General features: G+C 28.1%; 14 protein-coding genes and 1 riboswitch. Of the genes, 3 read left to right on the top strand and 11 right to left on the bottom strand.

Going from position 1 to position 14,384, the window contains the following annotated elements:
- Positions 1-271: 271 nt before the first annotated feature.
- The 3 genes from BUA48_RS05780 to BUA48_RS05770 form a co-directional block, all read right to left on the bottom strand.
- Positions 272-1,579: a UTP--glucose-1-phosphate uridylyltransferase gene (locus BUA48_RS05780; RefSeq protein WP_072831013.1), complete on the bottom strand. Its 1,308-nt coding sequence runs from the start codon at positions 1,577-1,579 to the stop codon at positions 272-274.
- A 108-nt stretch (positions 1,580-1,687) separates the two neighbouring features.
- Entirely contained in the window at positions 1,688-3,349 is a 1,662-nt protein-coding gene (locus BUA48_RS05775; RefSeq protein WP_072831011.1) for an ABC transporter ATP-binding protein, read from the bottom strand.
- An 11-nt stretch (positions 3,350-3,360) separates the two neighbouring features.
- Complete coding sequence (locus tag BUA48_RS05770) at positions 3,361-5,013, bottom strand: ABC transporter ATP-binding protein (RefSeq protein WP_072831009.1); 1,653 nt, start codon at positions 5,011-5,013, stop codon at positions 3,361-3,363.
- A 273-nt stretch (positions 5,014-5,286) separates the two neighbouring features.
- On the opposite strand from BUA48_RS05770, the gene BUA48_RS05765 reads away from it, so the two are divergent.
- Positions 5,287-5,541, top strand: a complete 255-nt coding sequence (locus BUA48_RS05765) for a hypothetical protein (protein ID WP_072831007.1) — start codon at positions 5,287-5,289, stop codon at positions 5,539-5,541.
- Positions 5,542-5,704: 163 nt separating this feature from the next.
- Here BUA48_RS05765 and BUA48_RS05760 read toward each other — a convergent pair whose 3' ends face one another.
- From BUA48_RS05760 to BUA48_RS05740, 5 genes are all read right to left on the bottom strand, one after another.
- Complete coding sequence (locus tag BUA48_RS05760) at positions 5,705-6,271, bottom strand: flavodoxin domain-containing protein (protein WP_072831005.1); 567 nt, start codon at positions 6,269-6,271, stop codon at positions 5,705-5,707.
- Between the two features lie 25 nt (positions 6,272-6,296).
- Positions 6,297-6,905, bottom strand: coding sequence for a histidine phosphatase family protein (locus BUA48_RS05755; RefSeq protein WP_072831003.1), 609 nt, complete (start codon positions 6,903-6,905; stop codon positions 6,297-6,299).
- A 46-nt stretch (positions 6,906-6,951) separates the two neighbouring features.
- Positions 6,952-7,653 carry an FUSC family protein gene (locus BUA48_RS05750; protein ID WP_072831001.1) on the bottom strand — a complete coding sequence of 234 codons (702 nt, stop codon included), beginning with the start codon at positions 7,651-7,653 and terminating at the stop codon, positions 6,952-6,954.
- Positions 7,654-7,928: 275 nt separating this feature from the next.
- A complete protein-coding gene (locus BUA48_RS05745) occupies positions 7,929-8,492 on the bottom strand; it encodes a chromate transporter (protein ID WP_072830999.1) in 564 nt (187 codons plus the stop codon).
- Complete coding sequence (locus BUA48_RS05740; protein WP_072830997.1) at positions 8,489-9,031, bottom strand: chromate transporter; 543 nt, start codon at positions 9,029-9,031, stop codon at positions 8,489-8,491. Before BUA48_RS05740 ends, BUA48_RS05745 begins: the two co-directional genes overlap by 4 nt.
- Positions 9,032-9,526: 495 nt before the next feature.
- Here BUA48_RS05740 and BUA48_RS05735 point away from each other — a divergent pair, with 495 nt between their 5' ends.
- Positions 9,527-9,880 (top strand): hypothetical protein, encoded by a 354-nt coding sequence (locus tag BUA48_RS05735; protein ID WP_072830995.1) that lies wholly within the window; start codon positions 9,527-9,529, stop codon positions 9,878-9,880.
- A gap of 196 nt (positions 9,881-10,076) precedes the next feature.
- Here the strand turns inward: BUA48_RS05735 and BUA48_RS05730 are convergent, their stop codons facing one another.
- Entirely contained in the window at positions 10,077-10,427 is a 351-nt protein-coding gene (locus BUA48_RS05730) for a DUF3784 domain-containing protein (protein ID WP_242944305.1), read from the bottom strand.
- Between the two features lie 222 nt (positions 10,428-10,649).
- On the opposite strand from BUA48_RS05730, the gene BUA48_RS05725 reads away from it, so the two are divergent.
- A complete protein-coding gene (locus BUA48_RS05725; protein ID WP_072830991.1) occupies positions 10,650-10,853 on the top strand; it encodes a hypothetical protein in 204 nt (67 codons plus the stop codon).
- 327 nt (positions 10,854-11,180) lie between these two features.
- Here BUA48_RS05725 and BUA48_RS05720 read toward each other — a convergent pair whose 3' ends face one another.
- Positions 11,181-11,756, bottom strand: coding sequence for a xanthine phosphoribosyltransferase (locus BUA48_RS05720; RefSeq protein ID WP_072830989.1), 576 nt, complete (start codon positions 11,754-11,756; stop codon positions 11,181-11,183).
- A 112-nt stretch (positions 11,757-11,868) separates the two neighbouring features.
- Positions 11,869-11,971: riboswitch (purine riboswitch) on the bottom strand.
- Between the two features lie 226 nt (positions 11,972-12,197).
- The gene (locus tag BUA48_RS05715; protein ID WP_072830987.1) at positions 12,198-13,946 is read right to left on the bottom strand and encodes a peptide ABC transporter substrate-binding protein; all 1,749 of its coding nucleotides are present in this window, start codon (positions 13,944-13,946) and stop codon (positions 12,198-12,200) included.
- Between the last annotated feature and the right edge of the window lie 438 nt (positions 13,947-14,384).

The raw sequence follows: 14,384 nt of genomic DNA, 5'->3' as shown, positions 1-14,384 counted from the left end.
AAATATATTTATTATATTATTCAGGAAATGAAAGCATCTACGTTAGAAAAAATTTTTTGAACACTATATCTTCTCATTTTTGTGTAAATTTTATATTTAAAAAAGGTATGAACTTCAAGGTTTAAATGATAAATGTAAGTGAACATGAAATCTATCAATTAAATTCTAGTTGCAGAGAATTATTCAATAAGTTAAAGGAGTAGATAATCACCTTATCTACTCCTTCCTTATATCATTGCATAAAGCTTTTTATCTAAGCTTTTCATAGAGCTTAATCTAAGCTATTTTTATACCAAAGTGTAGTAATTGGTATTTCTACCTCCTTATTGTCTTGGATGTTTTTTGATGTACCTTGCTTAATAAGCCAGTTTTTGCTTAATTCCAAATACACTTCTCTCGCAACCTCGGCACTATCTTTTCCTGACTTATTTTTAACTGGTAAAAACTCTAATTCTCTGTTAACTCTCATAATTGCCATGTCCTGTAACTTATTGAAAATATCAAAAATAAACATTTCGAATTTATAACCCTTTTCAACCTTATTTTTGCCATTTTCACTTAGCACTTCATATGACTTAATTGCTCTGTGATATGGAAGTTCTTCTTTTGCTATATTTTCAAGTGCATCTAATTTAATCATATGACAAAGAATATTTAAATCATTATATTTTAATTCACCATTATCATCCACTGAATACTTAATTTCATCATCAATTTCAGTGTATTCCAAAATAGATGGCTTATTATTTCTATAACAAAAAACTCCTCCATTTTCTTCAGGATCAAGTCTTTTAACAGATTTACTTGAACAATCAAGCCCAGATTTAATTGTAAATCCAATAAAGTATGGGTCTGCTACTTTAACTAACATATTATCAATTCCATAAATAAACAACCATTTTACACCTTGATTTTTCATTCTCTTTATATTGTCTGATTTAATAAGTGATTCAAAAACTCCTCCATTTCCATTTGACCCTTTCAGAATTTCCGTATCATTTTTTAAAAGTAAATCTCCATTAAAACTTATTATAGGAAGCTCATCTTGAATGAAAAAATTTATTGCACTTTCCTCAAGTCCATAATAATTATTTTCCTTGAATGTTTTAATGGTATCATAATTATTCTCCAAAGAAGTCATAATATACCAAGGAATACTTTTCCCTGTTAATGTTTTCATATAAGTTAGTTGTTCAGCCTGTAATTGAAAAAAAGATTTTCCTGAAGGCAATCCTATGCTATAAGTTCCCTTAGGTCCATTATGTCCTAATCTTGTTCCTTGCCCTCCTGCTAATAATAAAATAGCTACTTCTCCATTTTTCAAAGCTTCTATTCCAAGCTTAAATAACTCTTCTTTATTACTAGCATCTTCAATATCAAAATGTTTTGCTGCTGTTATTTTATCATTGCTACTAGCATTATTTTCATTCATTTTAGATAAGGAATATATACTAAATGCTTTATCTAAGTTTGTAATACTTTTAATTAGCTTTTCTTGTTTTATTAAGGACAACTTTTCTAGATGCTGTATTAGCTCTAATTGCTTGTATTGTTTTAAATCTTCAATTATTCTCTCCATAATTTCTAATTCCTTTCATAGCGCATTATATTACTTCAATAAAATAAACATATTAATATCTTAATTTATATTAACTTTCCAACTTACATTCTATAACACCTATAACACCTATAACTCATTTAATTCATTTAGTTTCACTATTCTCTTACAATATTCTATAGTTGATTCTCTATGAGATATTATTATTACTGTTTTGTTTTTACTTATTTTATTTAATTCATTTATTATGGTTCTTTCTGCTTCACGATCTAAGGCTGATGTTGATTCATCAAATATTAGTATTGGGGCATCTTTTATAAGAGCTCTGGCAATTGCTATTTTCTGCCTTTGTCCTCCTGATAGTTTTGTACCGTTTTTTCCTATTACCGTATCATAGCCCTGTGGTAATGTAACTATAAAATCATGGATGTCGGCAATTTTACATGCCTCAACTATTTGACTTTCTGTTGCTTCACTACTAGCAATCCTTAAGTTTTCTTTTATGGATATATTAAAAAGCATGGTGTCTTGCATTATAGCAGAGATATTTGAGTACAACTCTGTATCCTTTACCTCTCTTATATCTTTGCCTCCTATATAAATATTCCCCTCATAGTCATCATATAATCCTAGAATTAACTTTGCCAAGGTTGATTTACCACAGCCACTTTCTCCTAATATAGCTATTTTCTCTCCTTCCTTGATTAAAAGCTTAAGATTCTTAAGTACAAAGTTAGAACTATTAGGATATTTAAAATATAAATTTTCTATTTTTATATTCATATTCTCAAAGGTATTTTTACTTATTGTTTGTTCCTTTGAATTTTTAGCAAGCTTCAAGAATTCTAATACTCTATAGATTAATATTTTTTCACTTGAAAATTTAATATCATAACCATTTATAGTTTCTATACTATTAAAAAGCAATTGAAAATACTTTATAAACATAAGTACTTGTCCTATAGTTGTCAAGGAGTAATAAACAAAAACCCCTCCAATACAGTAAATGCTTAGTTTTTTCACAAAGAAGTTATTAAAGGATGACAGAATGTATCCTAAATCAGTATTTACTGTCTTTTTTACGTAATGAGATTTCAATCCATTCCATCTCTTTGTAAAGTCATTGCATACATCATCTTCAATATTTAAGGCTTTTACCTCTTTCCATCCTAATAAAGTCTTCTGCAGCCAGTTTTCATAGCTATAAAATTTCTTTTGATATTCCTTTGTTTCCTTGGAAATATTATTTTTTATTTTCTTAGATATTATAAAGGATGTGGGTACAACTAAAAATGATATGAATGCTAACTTATAATTTATACTTATCAAAAGAGCTGCACTTATAAGTAATTGAACTACTTCTATTATGCATTCAACAATTTGTATTTGAACAAAATTAACCATTGATTCCACATCATTATCCAAACGATTCTTTATATCTGCATTTTCAAATCTCTCTGTAAAATCATTTTTTTCATATATGCAAAATTTAAATAATGTTGTTTTAATATCATATGATAATTTATTGTATACTAAGTTTTCTTTATAGGTTTTATAATATAAAATTAAGGATTCTATTAAAAATAAAGCTATATATAAGATAACTACTATTTTTAAATAAGATAGCTTTTGTTTTACTATTACATCATCAATTAAGATTTTATACAACATTGGTGGTATAAGGGTGACAATCATTAAAAGTAATTTCATTATTATAATTTGATTTAACTTAAGCTTTGTATTACTTTTAATTAAGTTAAAAATCTCAAATCTTTCTTTAAATCCTCTCATGTTATCCCCCTTTACTCACTGTCCATTGAAAGTACTCTATCCGCTATTTGCACCATGGATAAACTATGTGTTATAAATATTATCGTCTTTTTACCTTTGTAACACTCTATGGTTTCCATAATGATTTTCTCTGTTTCACTATCAAGAGCTGAAGTGGCTTCATCAAAAATTATAATCTCAGGATTTCTTAGTAAAACTCTAGCAATACACAGCCTTTGTTTTTGTCCCCCTGATAGTTGTATTCCCTCTGTACCTAGTATAGTATCCATGCCTGCAGGTAAACCGCATATGAAATCATACAAATTCACCTTTTTACATAGCTCTACTAAGTCTTCAAAGCTACAATTTTCATTTCCAATTTGTAGATTATCTTTTATGGAACCATCAAAAACCATGTGATCTTGAAGTACAATACCACAATATTTTCTTAGATAATCTAAAGGTATTTCTCTTATATCTACATTACCAAGTGTTATTTTCCCTTCATCAGCTTCATAAAATCTCATTAATAAATTCATTAAAGTACTTTTTCCTGAGCCATTTTTACCAGTAATAGCAATGGTTTCTCCTGATTTTATTTTAAAGTTTATATTATCCAGGATTTTGTCTCTATTATCATAACCAAAATCAACATTACAAAACTCTATTTCTGAACTTGATATGTAAGTATTATTACTACTATTAAAAGCTTCCCCCTTTTCTAGACATTGCTCCATATAATTAAGCAAGTTCTTAATGTACTCAAAATCTTTACATAAAGTTACCTGTGAGGTAGCTAAGCTTCCAAGCAAACCTTGAGTATTTCCAAAGTAATCAATAATAGCTACAAAACCTCCTATTGACAACTTACCTGCACTAATAAATATAACTGATGATACATATACAATAAGAGTTCCAATAAGTTCTGCAAAGCTTATTATTCTTTCAATTATTGCATTATTAAGATTAAGCTTCATTTCCTTGTTATTTATCTTATTAAGCTTTTCCTTATATAAATCAATTACACTTTTATGAGCAGACATTAATCTAATATCCCTAATCCCCTGGATAATTTCAAATAACCATCCTGATAGCTTGCCACACTCTTTCCTATACTTCATATTTTCTTTGCTTATCTTTCCTCCAAGCTTATGAGAAAGAACAACTATACAAGGTACAATAAACAGTATAATTAAAAATAATTCTTTATTCATTGTGTATATAATTATTAAAGTCAATATTAATTTTATTGCATCTGTTATATTGTAAAATATTCCATAAACAAAATAGAATATATGCTCCATATCCTTATTTAACTTCATTATTTCTTCACCTATGTTAATATCATTCATATACTTAGGCTTTAGAAAAATAATAGAATTAAAGGTTTTACTCCTTATATCTAGTAAAAAATCCGTAAGCATATTAGCTTTTATACGACTCTCAACTAAATTTAGCAAACTTCTTATTAAAAACAAAATTAAATAAATACCTATAACACTGCCTAATACACTTAAGTTTTTATTATAATATACCTCATTTATTAAATATGAAAATATAAAAGGAAATAATACGCTTATACTCGCCTGAAAAAGTATAGCAAAAAAGAATAATACAAAGGACTTACTATAAGGTTTCATTAATTTAAATAAACTATTTAATACCTTCCTATTATCGTCTTTCATGGTAATTGCACTCTCCATAAAATATTTATAATTAAATGAATTCACTATCTATAAATTTAAATTTGTAACTAAAGTTAAGTTTAAAAATACTAATATATATTCTAATAAACACTCTTGATTTTATTTAATATTAAACCTAATTTCGGAATAAACACAAATGTAGAATATTAATTAGATCTTATATCTCTTATATAAATATCCTTTAAATTCCTAGTTAATTTTACCAAAGATATTATAACATATTTTTTATACTAAATTGACATGCTCCTTCAAATGAAAAATATATTTAACACTACAGGAGTTATAAAAGATTTAAGTGATGAGCTTATTGAGTTTTTAAAGTACGTGGCGAATTCTGATGATAAAACCTCAGAAGAAGCTACTGGAACTTTGGTTAAGAATATTAATAAAAGAGTAATTGAAGTTAAAAGCAATCCTAGTGTGGAGGTGGAATTTATGACATTATTAGACCGTGATAAAGAAAAGATTGAAGAAGGAAAAAAAGAAGTGGCTATTAAAGTTACTTGATATATTAGATGATGAAACCATAGCAGAGAAAACTGGATTAGATATAAATGAAATTAAAAGATTACGAAAGGAACATTGTTAAAAATAACTATTTTACAATTTAAAAAAACCAAGCCTAAAATCACTTTATGCTTGGTTTTTACATTTTATTTTTACTATAACATTACTTATTTGAGCTATAGTTCTCTACTTCTTTAACAAATTCTACAATTGGAGCTATTGTGTTTTTATCTGAAAAATCTATTTCTTTTCCATAAGTATCTAGGAGAGTAACCTCTTCACTTTTAAGTTCCTTAGGATCTTTTTTGCTTAAAACTTTTTTAATCATAGCCATCATAGCTTTATGCATAAAATTAAGCTTTTTATAATTGATTCCGCCTCTTAAATGAAAAAACTTTATATCCTTCATTGCTTTTTCATCAAAGACTTTGCTAAGTGAAACTTTTATATTTTCTATATTTATTTCTTCCTTAGGATCTGCAAGTCCACATGTGAAAACAACTACTGTTTTATCCTTTAGTTTATCATAATTTTTAGTGATAAGATTTATGCCGCTTATTCCTCCAGCATAAAGACCACCACCATAAATAATACAATTATAATTGTTTAGCTTTTCTAAATTAATATCTGATGTTGAAAATAAATCCGTATCCAATTCTTCAGAAATCCATTTAGCATATTTTTCAGTGTACCCATACTTAGACTCATAAACTACAACTACATTTTTCATAGTATCCACTCCAATTTATATGATTTTATTTTTCTAAATGTGATGTGTCGCACTCTAAAACAAATCTTGCTTTTCCCTCTATTACTTCTATTACACTTAAGCAGGTATTATGAATATATGGTTCTTTCCAATACTCTTCAAGAGTTAAATTCTTAATTATACTATAAATAGCTTTTATTAAAGCTGTATGAGTAACTACAAGGATGTTACCCTCTTCATGATTTTCTATAATTTCATTTAAAATTCTTTTAGCTCTATCTATGACTTCAGTGTACTCTTCTCCCTCTATAGACTTATATAAATGAGGTTTATTCCAAAAGTTATCCCATTCAGTTGAATACTTCTCTTTTATATCCTCATAAAGTTCTCCTTCAAATATACCAAAGTTCATTTCCTTTAATTCATCCTTATAGATTATCTCTACATCCCTATCTCCTGCAACATACTTTGCTGTATCTGCCGCTCTTCCTAAGGGACTAGAGTATATTGCATCAAAATGAATACTCTTAAGACTTTCTCCTAATAACTTTGCGTCATTTACCCCATTCTCTGTTAAGTCTGAATCATAAGAGCCTTGCATTTTCTGTTCTAAATTCCAATTAGTTTCCCCATGACGCACTAAATATATTTTCATATTTTCCCCCTTCACTACTAAAGCAAAATACTATTAAAACTCTATATTACTTGTTACTTTTCTCATGTGCCTGTTGTTTTAATAATGATATTTCCTTCGCAGCTTTTTCTTGAATTTCTTTTATTTTAATTAGAGTAGCTTTATCCAGTTTTGCTTCTTCCTCTAATACTTCTTCTTTTAGAGCTTCTTCTATTAACTCTTCATCAATCATTTCTTCGTCTACCATCTCTTCTATAACTTCTTCAACATGCTCTTCCATTGCCTCATCTTCATTCTTAGGTAACCAAATTCTATTTATAATTATTGATACAAAAATCCCAATTAAAGTATCTAATATTCTATTAAATGCAAATCCATATGGATTTACGTCTATTGCATGGGAAACTGTTACACTTAAAAAAACAACACAACTTATATATGATGCTGTGGTTTTTTCAATAAGTACTGTAATATAAATTAATGGTATGATTGCAACTGATATTAACATATATTGTATCATAAGGGGACTACTAGCGAAAAGTCCTCTTTCTAGGAGTAATATGACCATTCCAAATATACCACCAATTAAAGTACCAATAACACGGTTTTTCCCTACCTTTATGCTATTTGCTACACAAGGCTGCATACATAAAATCGCTGCTATAGCGGAATAAAATGGTACCCCCTGTTCCCCCCTAATTAGGTATATTAAGAAACAACTAAATACGGCTATGGACGATTTAACAATTCTCATTCCTATTTTTGGCATTATAAAATCCTCCCTTATCTTTTGACTGTTTAAATGTATAGTTTTATACTATTTTTATAATATATAACTTATTTATAAAATATACAAATCTATAATATTTTAAATTCTAAGAATATGTTCAAATAAAAAAAGCTACCTATAAAAGATAGCCTTTTTCACCCTTTTTCTTCTTCCTTTAAATTCCTTTTATATTCACATTTTTATGAATTTTTGAAACTTTTTATTTACATTCCTTCATTTTAAATTATCAAAATATTAATTCACATAGTTTAATTCTATATTTTAAATACAACTCCAACCACAGCTGCTATTCCAATATAGAAAATCGGGTGTTTTTTATACCTATTAGTTAAGTAAATTAAAATTGCCAGAAATATGGTGGCTTTAACATTTATAATGTCACCTATAGATTTAATCTGTACCATGCTATTCCATGTTATAATACTTAATTTCAGAACCTCAAATCCAGCTGCAGAAATAAGCCCTACAACTGCTGGACGTAATCCACTAAATACAGACTCCACATATACACTTTCCTTAAACTTATCTAAGAAATGAGCAACAATTATAATAATTATAATTGATGGAACTATCAACCCTATAGTTGCTACTATTCCACCTAAAATCCCACTAGAATGGAATCCTGAATAAGTTGCCATGTTTACTCCAATAGGTCCCGGAGTAGATTCTGATACAGCTATCATTGTGGATAACATATTTTTATCAAACCATGTATACTTATCGGCTAATTCATATAAAAATGGAAGAGTTGCAAGCCCTCCACCAACAGAAAATAATCCTATTTTAAAAAACTCTAAAAACAAAGTTAAATAAATCATGCCTTCTTACCTCTCATTCCCTTTGATAATAGCCCAACAAGTGCAGCTGCTATTACAATATACACTGGTGATATTCCAGAAAAGGCAGTAAGTACAAAGGCAATAATAGCAATAACTGCGCCTAACCAGTTCACTATAGAGGTTTTTCCTATTTTTATTACAGCATTTATAATAAGTGCAACAACAGCTACTCTAATTCCATTGAAAGCATGTTGTACAACTGCAATCTCTGCAAAGTTTTGTAAAAATGCAGCTATTATAGTGATTATAATTATAGAAGGAAAAATAACACCCAAGGTTGCCATAATGCCCCCCATAATCCCCTTTTGCTTATATCCAACAAAGGTAGCCGTATTAACTGCTATGACTCCTGGAGTACATTGTCCAACAGCAAAATAATCTATTATCTCTGCCTCTGTTGCCCATTTTCTCCTCTCTACAACTTCCTTTTGTAGCATAGGTAACATAGAATAACCTCCTCCAAAGGTTAAACCTCCTATTTTACAAAAGGTCCAAAATAAATCCATTAATTCCTTCAAAACTTCCCCTCCTAATTTTAATGCTTATATATATTCTAACTGTTTACATTTTTAATCTTTACTTCATACTTTAATATCTATTATTCATATGTTTTTCATATTTTTCCATATTAGTCTTGACCTTACTTATAGCTACATATTATAATGAACACATATTATACTCTAAAAGTATTCCAAGAATAATTGTACACCAAATAAAAATATTTTTCCCATATTAATATAAATTTAACACTAAAATTCATGAAATTAAAAGCAACCTTAATATCTTTCACTAGTATAATCTTAAAATTAAATTTATTTTCAAACAAATATAACTACATAATCCGCTAAGTTTATATAGGAAGATTTATCTATTGAACATATATACTTTAAAAGTGATTTTCTACATATTATATTAGCTCGGAGTTATTTAATAATTAAAAATAAATACAAATATACTAAGTATTCTTTATTGAGATACATATATTTAAATATAAAAAGAAAGGAAAGTTATTCATGAAAGCTAAAAACTTATTAGCAATATTATTTCCATCAATAATCATGGCCATGGTAGTACTTGTTTGTTTTCAAAATATATTCGGATTTGATGCTCTTCATATTAAGGGGTTAATGTTATACGCATTAGCATTATTATTTCCTATAATATTCTTTATTCAAGGCATAATAAGCGCTTTAACTAAAACAAACTTCTTTATTGGAATTCTCGTCTCTACCTTAATATTCTTATTAACATTAGTTCTTTATATGAATTCCTCTGCCCTTGGATATAGCCTTGTATATCTATTATTCGGTTCTCTAGGATACCTATTAAGCAAATTCTTTACTAAACCTAAAGCATGCAAAAAGTAATTAAAACTCAGTAGTATTGATATTATCTTAGATAAATTAATATTTACTGAGTTTTTTAGTTATTTTTTATCACAACTTATCATATTATAAATCATAAATGTTTTTTTATTTGATTCCTTGAAAAGGAGCTGCTACCTGAAGAGTACTTACTACAACTCTTTGTATGTAATATTCTTAGTGTAACAGCCCCTATTTTTTATTTATCCTCATCTTTTATTGTAGGTTTTTTTCTCTCTTCAACTTTATTTTCAAATCTATTTCCTGTATTAGCATAAAACACAGCAAAGATAACTATTCCAACAATACATATAGGAGTTAAATAAATCATTCCCTCTATGTTATACTTTTCTCCTATTAAAGGTAATGCTACAGAAAAAGCTATTAAAAACATGATCTTACCCATGAATTTACATAAGGACTTCACATCATACTTTTCCTTTTCTTCCTTGGTTAAAGTATTAAAGCCAGCTATTAAAAATGAAAATTTACCTAATGATAGCATTATGCCTAAAAATACAAATATTACGATTACTCCAACTTCCCCCATTATAATCTCACTCCTATTAATAACTTTACGTTCACCATGTAATAAGTTTTATTATAACTTATAATATAATATTACTTCACGTTTTGCAACGGTTTTATAGAAGTTGTAGGAATTTATTTTCAGTCAAATATCGACTTTTTTGTAACCAAATTTTAATTGTAAATTTTTAAGATTTATGTATAATAATATATGTGTGTATTCCTTAATATTGGAGGTGAAGTCGTGAAATTTTTCGATAATTGTACTTACTTCGGAATAGCCTTAAGTGGAATATGGTTATTTTCAATTCGATTAAATTTATTGCCAGAAATCCTTGAAGAGTTATGCGTTGTATTTAGTCTTATATTCTTAGCCATAGGAATATTTTTTACAAGGTATAATGTATCTAAGCTTAAAGAGCCTGAAAAAACTTTATTCATAAAATAATTTACATTCTAATTAACCTTCTATAGTTTGTATTTATAATAAAATATGGCTGTATTACTAAGTCATCTACATTTTAATATAGTATCCATTCATTTAAAGCTACTACAATATATAGATATCTTTTATTAGTAACACAGCCTACTATTATATAAACATAAAACTTTCATTTTCATATAAAATATCAATCATTACTTAAGCTTAAACTTTTTCTCCTCATCTTAATTAACTACTGTTAATTAATTTAAAAGCTTTACCTCATCATAAGTAACTACTATTAATTAGTCTTAAAGCTTTGCTCTTCATTATAAAGTGTATGTAATTTTATGATTATTCTTCTATAAATTCTATTAAGCCTTTACCTAGCTTTTTAACACGCGCTAAAGAATATACATCATATCCCTTTTCATCTAACATAGCTCTTCCTGGTTGGAAAGACTTTTCTATTACTATTCCAATACCAGCAACCTTAGCTCCTGCTTCTTCTACTAAACGTATAGCCCCTAAAGCTGCTTCTCCATTAGCTAAAAAGTCATCTATTATAAGTATAGTATCATTTTCATTTATGTACTTTTTAGATAAAGTAAGTTCATAATCTAATCCCTTTGTAAAGGAATGTACTGTTGTTTGATAAACCTCACCCTTTAATATTTTAGATGATTGTTTTTTTAGCGTAACCATCGGTAAATCCATTTGCATAGCAGTCATTACCGTTGGAGCTATGCCTGAGCTTTCTATGGTAAATATCTTTGTAACACCATGATTTTCAAAGTACTTTTTAAAGCATGTTCCCATTTCAAACATAAGTTTAGCATCTACTTGATGATTTAAAAAAGAATCTACCTTTAATATAGTTTCACTCAATGCTTGTCCTTCTTGTAAAATACGTTCCTTTAGTAATTCCATAGTATTTTCCTCACTCTTCTTTTATAATAAACTCTTGAATTTTTAAGTAAAAAAAATACACCTCAATTATAAAAATTGAGGTGCTGATTTCCAAATATAAATAAAAGTTATCTATATATTATTCATACCTCGTAGTCTACTAATTCATGGTTAGTAGGTAGAAACTCTCGGACCATATCTCCGACAAATATACGAGTTTTTAAGTTGTATTCATATAATACTATATTTTTCAGAAAAAAACAACAAGTTTCATCACAGAACTTTATTTATATATACTTTTTCTATAAAAAAGAGCCTAGATTATAATTTTAGAAGTTTATATCTAAAACAAATCTAAGCTCTTTTTTAAACCTGCACTACCTTTTAACTTTTTAGGAGAAAAGTTATTGTTTTTTAATGCTATTATTTTATGTCAAATGCCTTAATAAGCACTTTTCAACTTTATCTTCCTTGTATATAAACTCCTTTATAATCCATTGATGTTGCTGATAAACCTGGAATATTGAAGTTTTTGATATATTTCTTTTGGTAAGTGTTAGTTACATGGTGTTGGAATGGTGATGTTATAGCATCATCATAAAGTAAGATTTTTTCAGCCTTAGTTAATAAGTCTGCTCTCTTTTTACTATCTGTTTCAACATTAGCTTCATTTACTAACTTATCAAACTCTTTGTTGTTCCACCCTATATAAGAGTGATACTTACCATATTCCTCAGATTGGAATATTTCTAAGAAGTTTACAGGGTCATCATAGTCAGCTACCCATCCACTAACAGCTATATCATAATCACCTTTTTTCATATTTTCAAACATTATTTGATATTGTATAAGGATAACTTCTACATTTACCCCTAAAGTTTCTTTCCATTTATTTTGGAACCATTCACCTTGTTTCTTAGAGAATTCTCCATCACCTCTCATAGTAATAGAAACCTTTAACTTAGATGGATCATCTCCTAAACCTTCTTCCTTCATACCTTCAATTAATAATGCCTTTGGATCCTTAATATCATTTATTAATTGCTTTGTATATTGAGGTTTACCAACCATTTCTTGGAATGACTTATCTCCAATAGCTACAACCTCTGGAACGAACTCATAACCTTGAATATCTAGTCCATTATATAAATCCTTACTATATGATTCTCTACTAAATCCAACTGTAAATGCTTGTCTTATTTTTTTATTTTTCATTGGACCTGATTTAGGATTAAATACTAAAGATTCAGAATCATATTGAGGCTTACTTACAACATCAAATTGTCCTGTAGAATCAAGCTTTTGAATCCATTGAGGATCAGTTACGTTAGCTCTATCAATTTCACCATTAAATAAAGCTGTCATTGTAGAGTTTTTATCTGCACTCTTTAAGCTCACTATTTTTTCTAAGTAAACATTATCTTTATCCCAGTAATTAGGATTCTTTTCATAAACCATCTTACCATTGTGTACCCACTCAGTTAATATAAATGGTCCATTAGCAACTGTTTTATCTGCCTCAGTACCATAACTATCACCATACTTTTCAATAGCAGCCTTTTGAACTGGTTTTAAACTATGGAAATAAGATAATTGTAAGAAAAATGGCACAGGTGCCTTCAAATCAAATTTAACAGTATAATCATCCGGTGCTGTAACTCCGAAATTCTTTAAAGCGGCATCTATTTCTTCATCAGATTTACCAGTCATTTTTGTAACCTCTGCTGCACCCTTAACAAAAGGATTTAAAAATGTTGAGTATTCTGATGCTGTTCTTGGATCTATTAATCTTCTTAAAGAGAATATGAAATCTTGAGCAGTAACAGGTGATCCATCTTGCCATTTAGCATCTTTTCTTAAATGGAATGTCCACTCTGTAGCATCCTCATTAGACTCCCAAGTTTCTGCAACTCCAGGTTCAATCTTATCTGGACCATTATTTTGTCCAACAACTCTTGTTAAACCTTCACTTATAGGACCAACAGCCTCTGAGTCAGTAGCATTAGACATAACAGTTGTATCTAATGTTTTAGGTTCTCCACCTACAATTGTTAATTCTTGCTTGTCATCCATTTCCGGTCTATTTCCCTGTGATGTATTAACATTAGAATTTCCTGAACCACTGTCCTTTTTATCACCACAACCAACTAAGGCTGAAGATGAAACAACTGATAATGCTAATAATGTTGCTAAAATTTTCTTTCCCTTCATTTTTTACTTCCCCCTTTTTTTAATTAGCTTAATTATCTTGCTAATTTTTTAATTTAAAGTCATTCTAAATTCTTTCGTAACTTTTACGTAATCTTTTAGTAACTTTCTTTACTTTTATGTTATGTTTTATATCATACATCTAATTTCATAAATATGCAAGATTAAGTTATAATGTTCTTCAGATAATCGTATTACTTTTTTTTGCAAAATGCACTTTAAAAACTTTACCTATTCACTTCACTTCGAAAAGTTTCGCGTTAAACTTCCATAATTCTTATGTTTTTTATGTGGATTTGGCTAGAAAATTCGACTTTTACGTAATTTTTAATTTTCTGAAAATTATAATAAATAATTTTTATTTTTGTTTAAATTCAAAAAGTAAAATGTTTTCTATAATTTAAAGCTTCTAAATAGTTACGTAAAAGTTACATAATCAAT

This window comes from Clostridium collagenovorans DSM 3089, assembly GCF_900130005.1.
In the GTDB taxonomy this organism is placed as follows: Bacteria; Bacillota; Clostridia; order Clostridiales; family Clostridiaceae; genus Clostridium_D; species Clostridium_D collagenovorans.
Note: the sequence above shows the minus strand (reverse complement) of the source record. Positions and strands in the feature narration are given on the sequence as shown.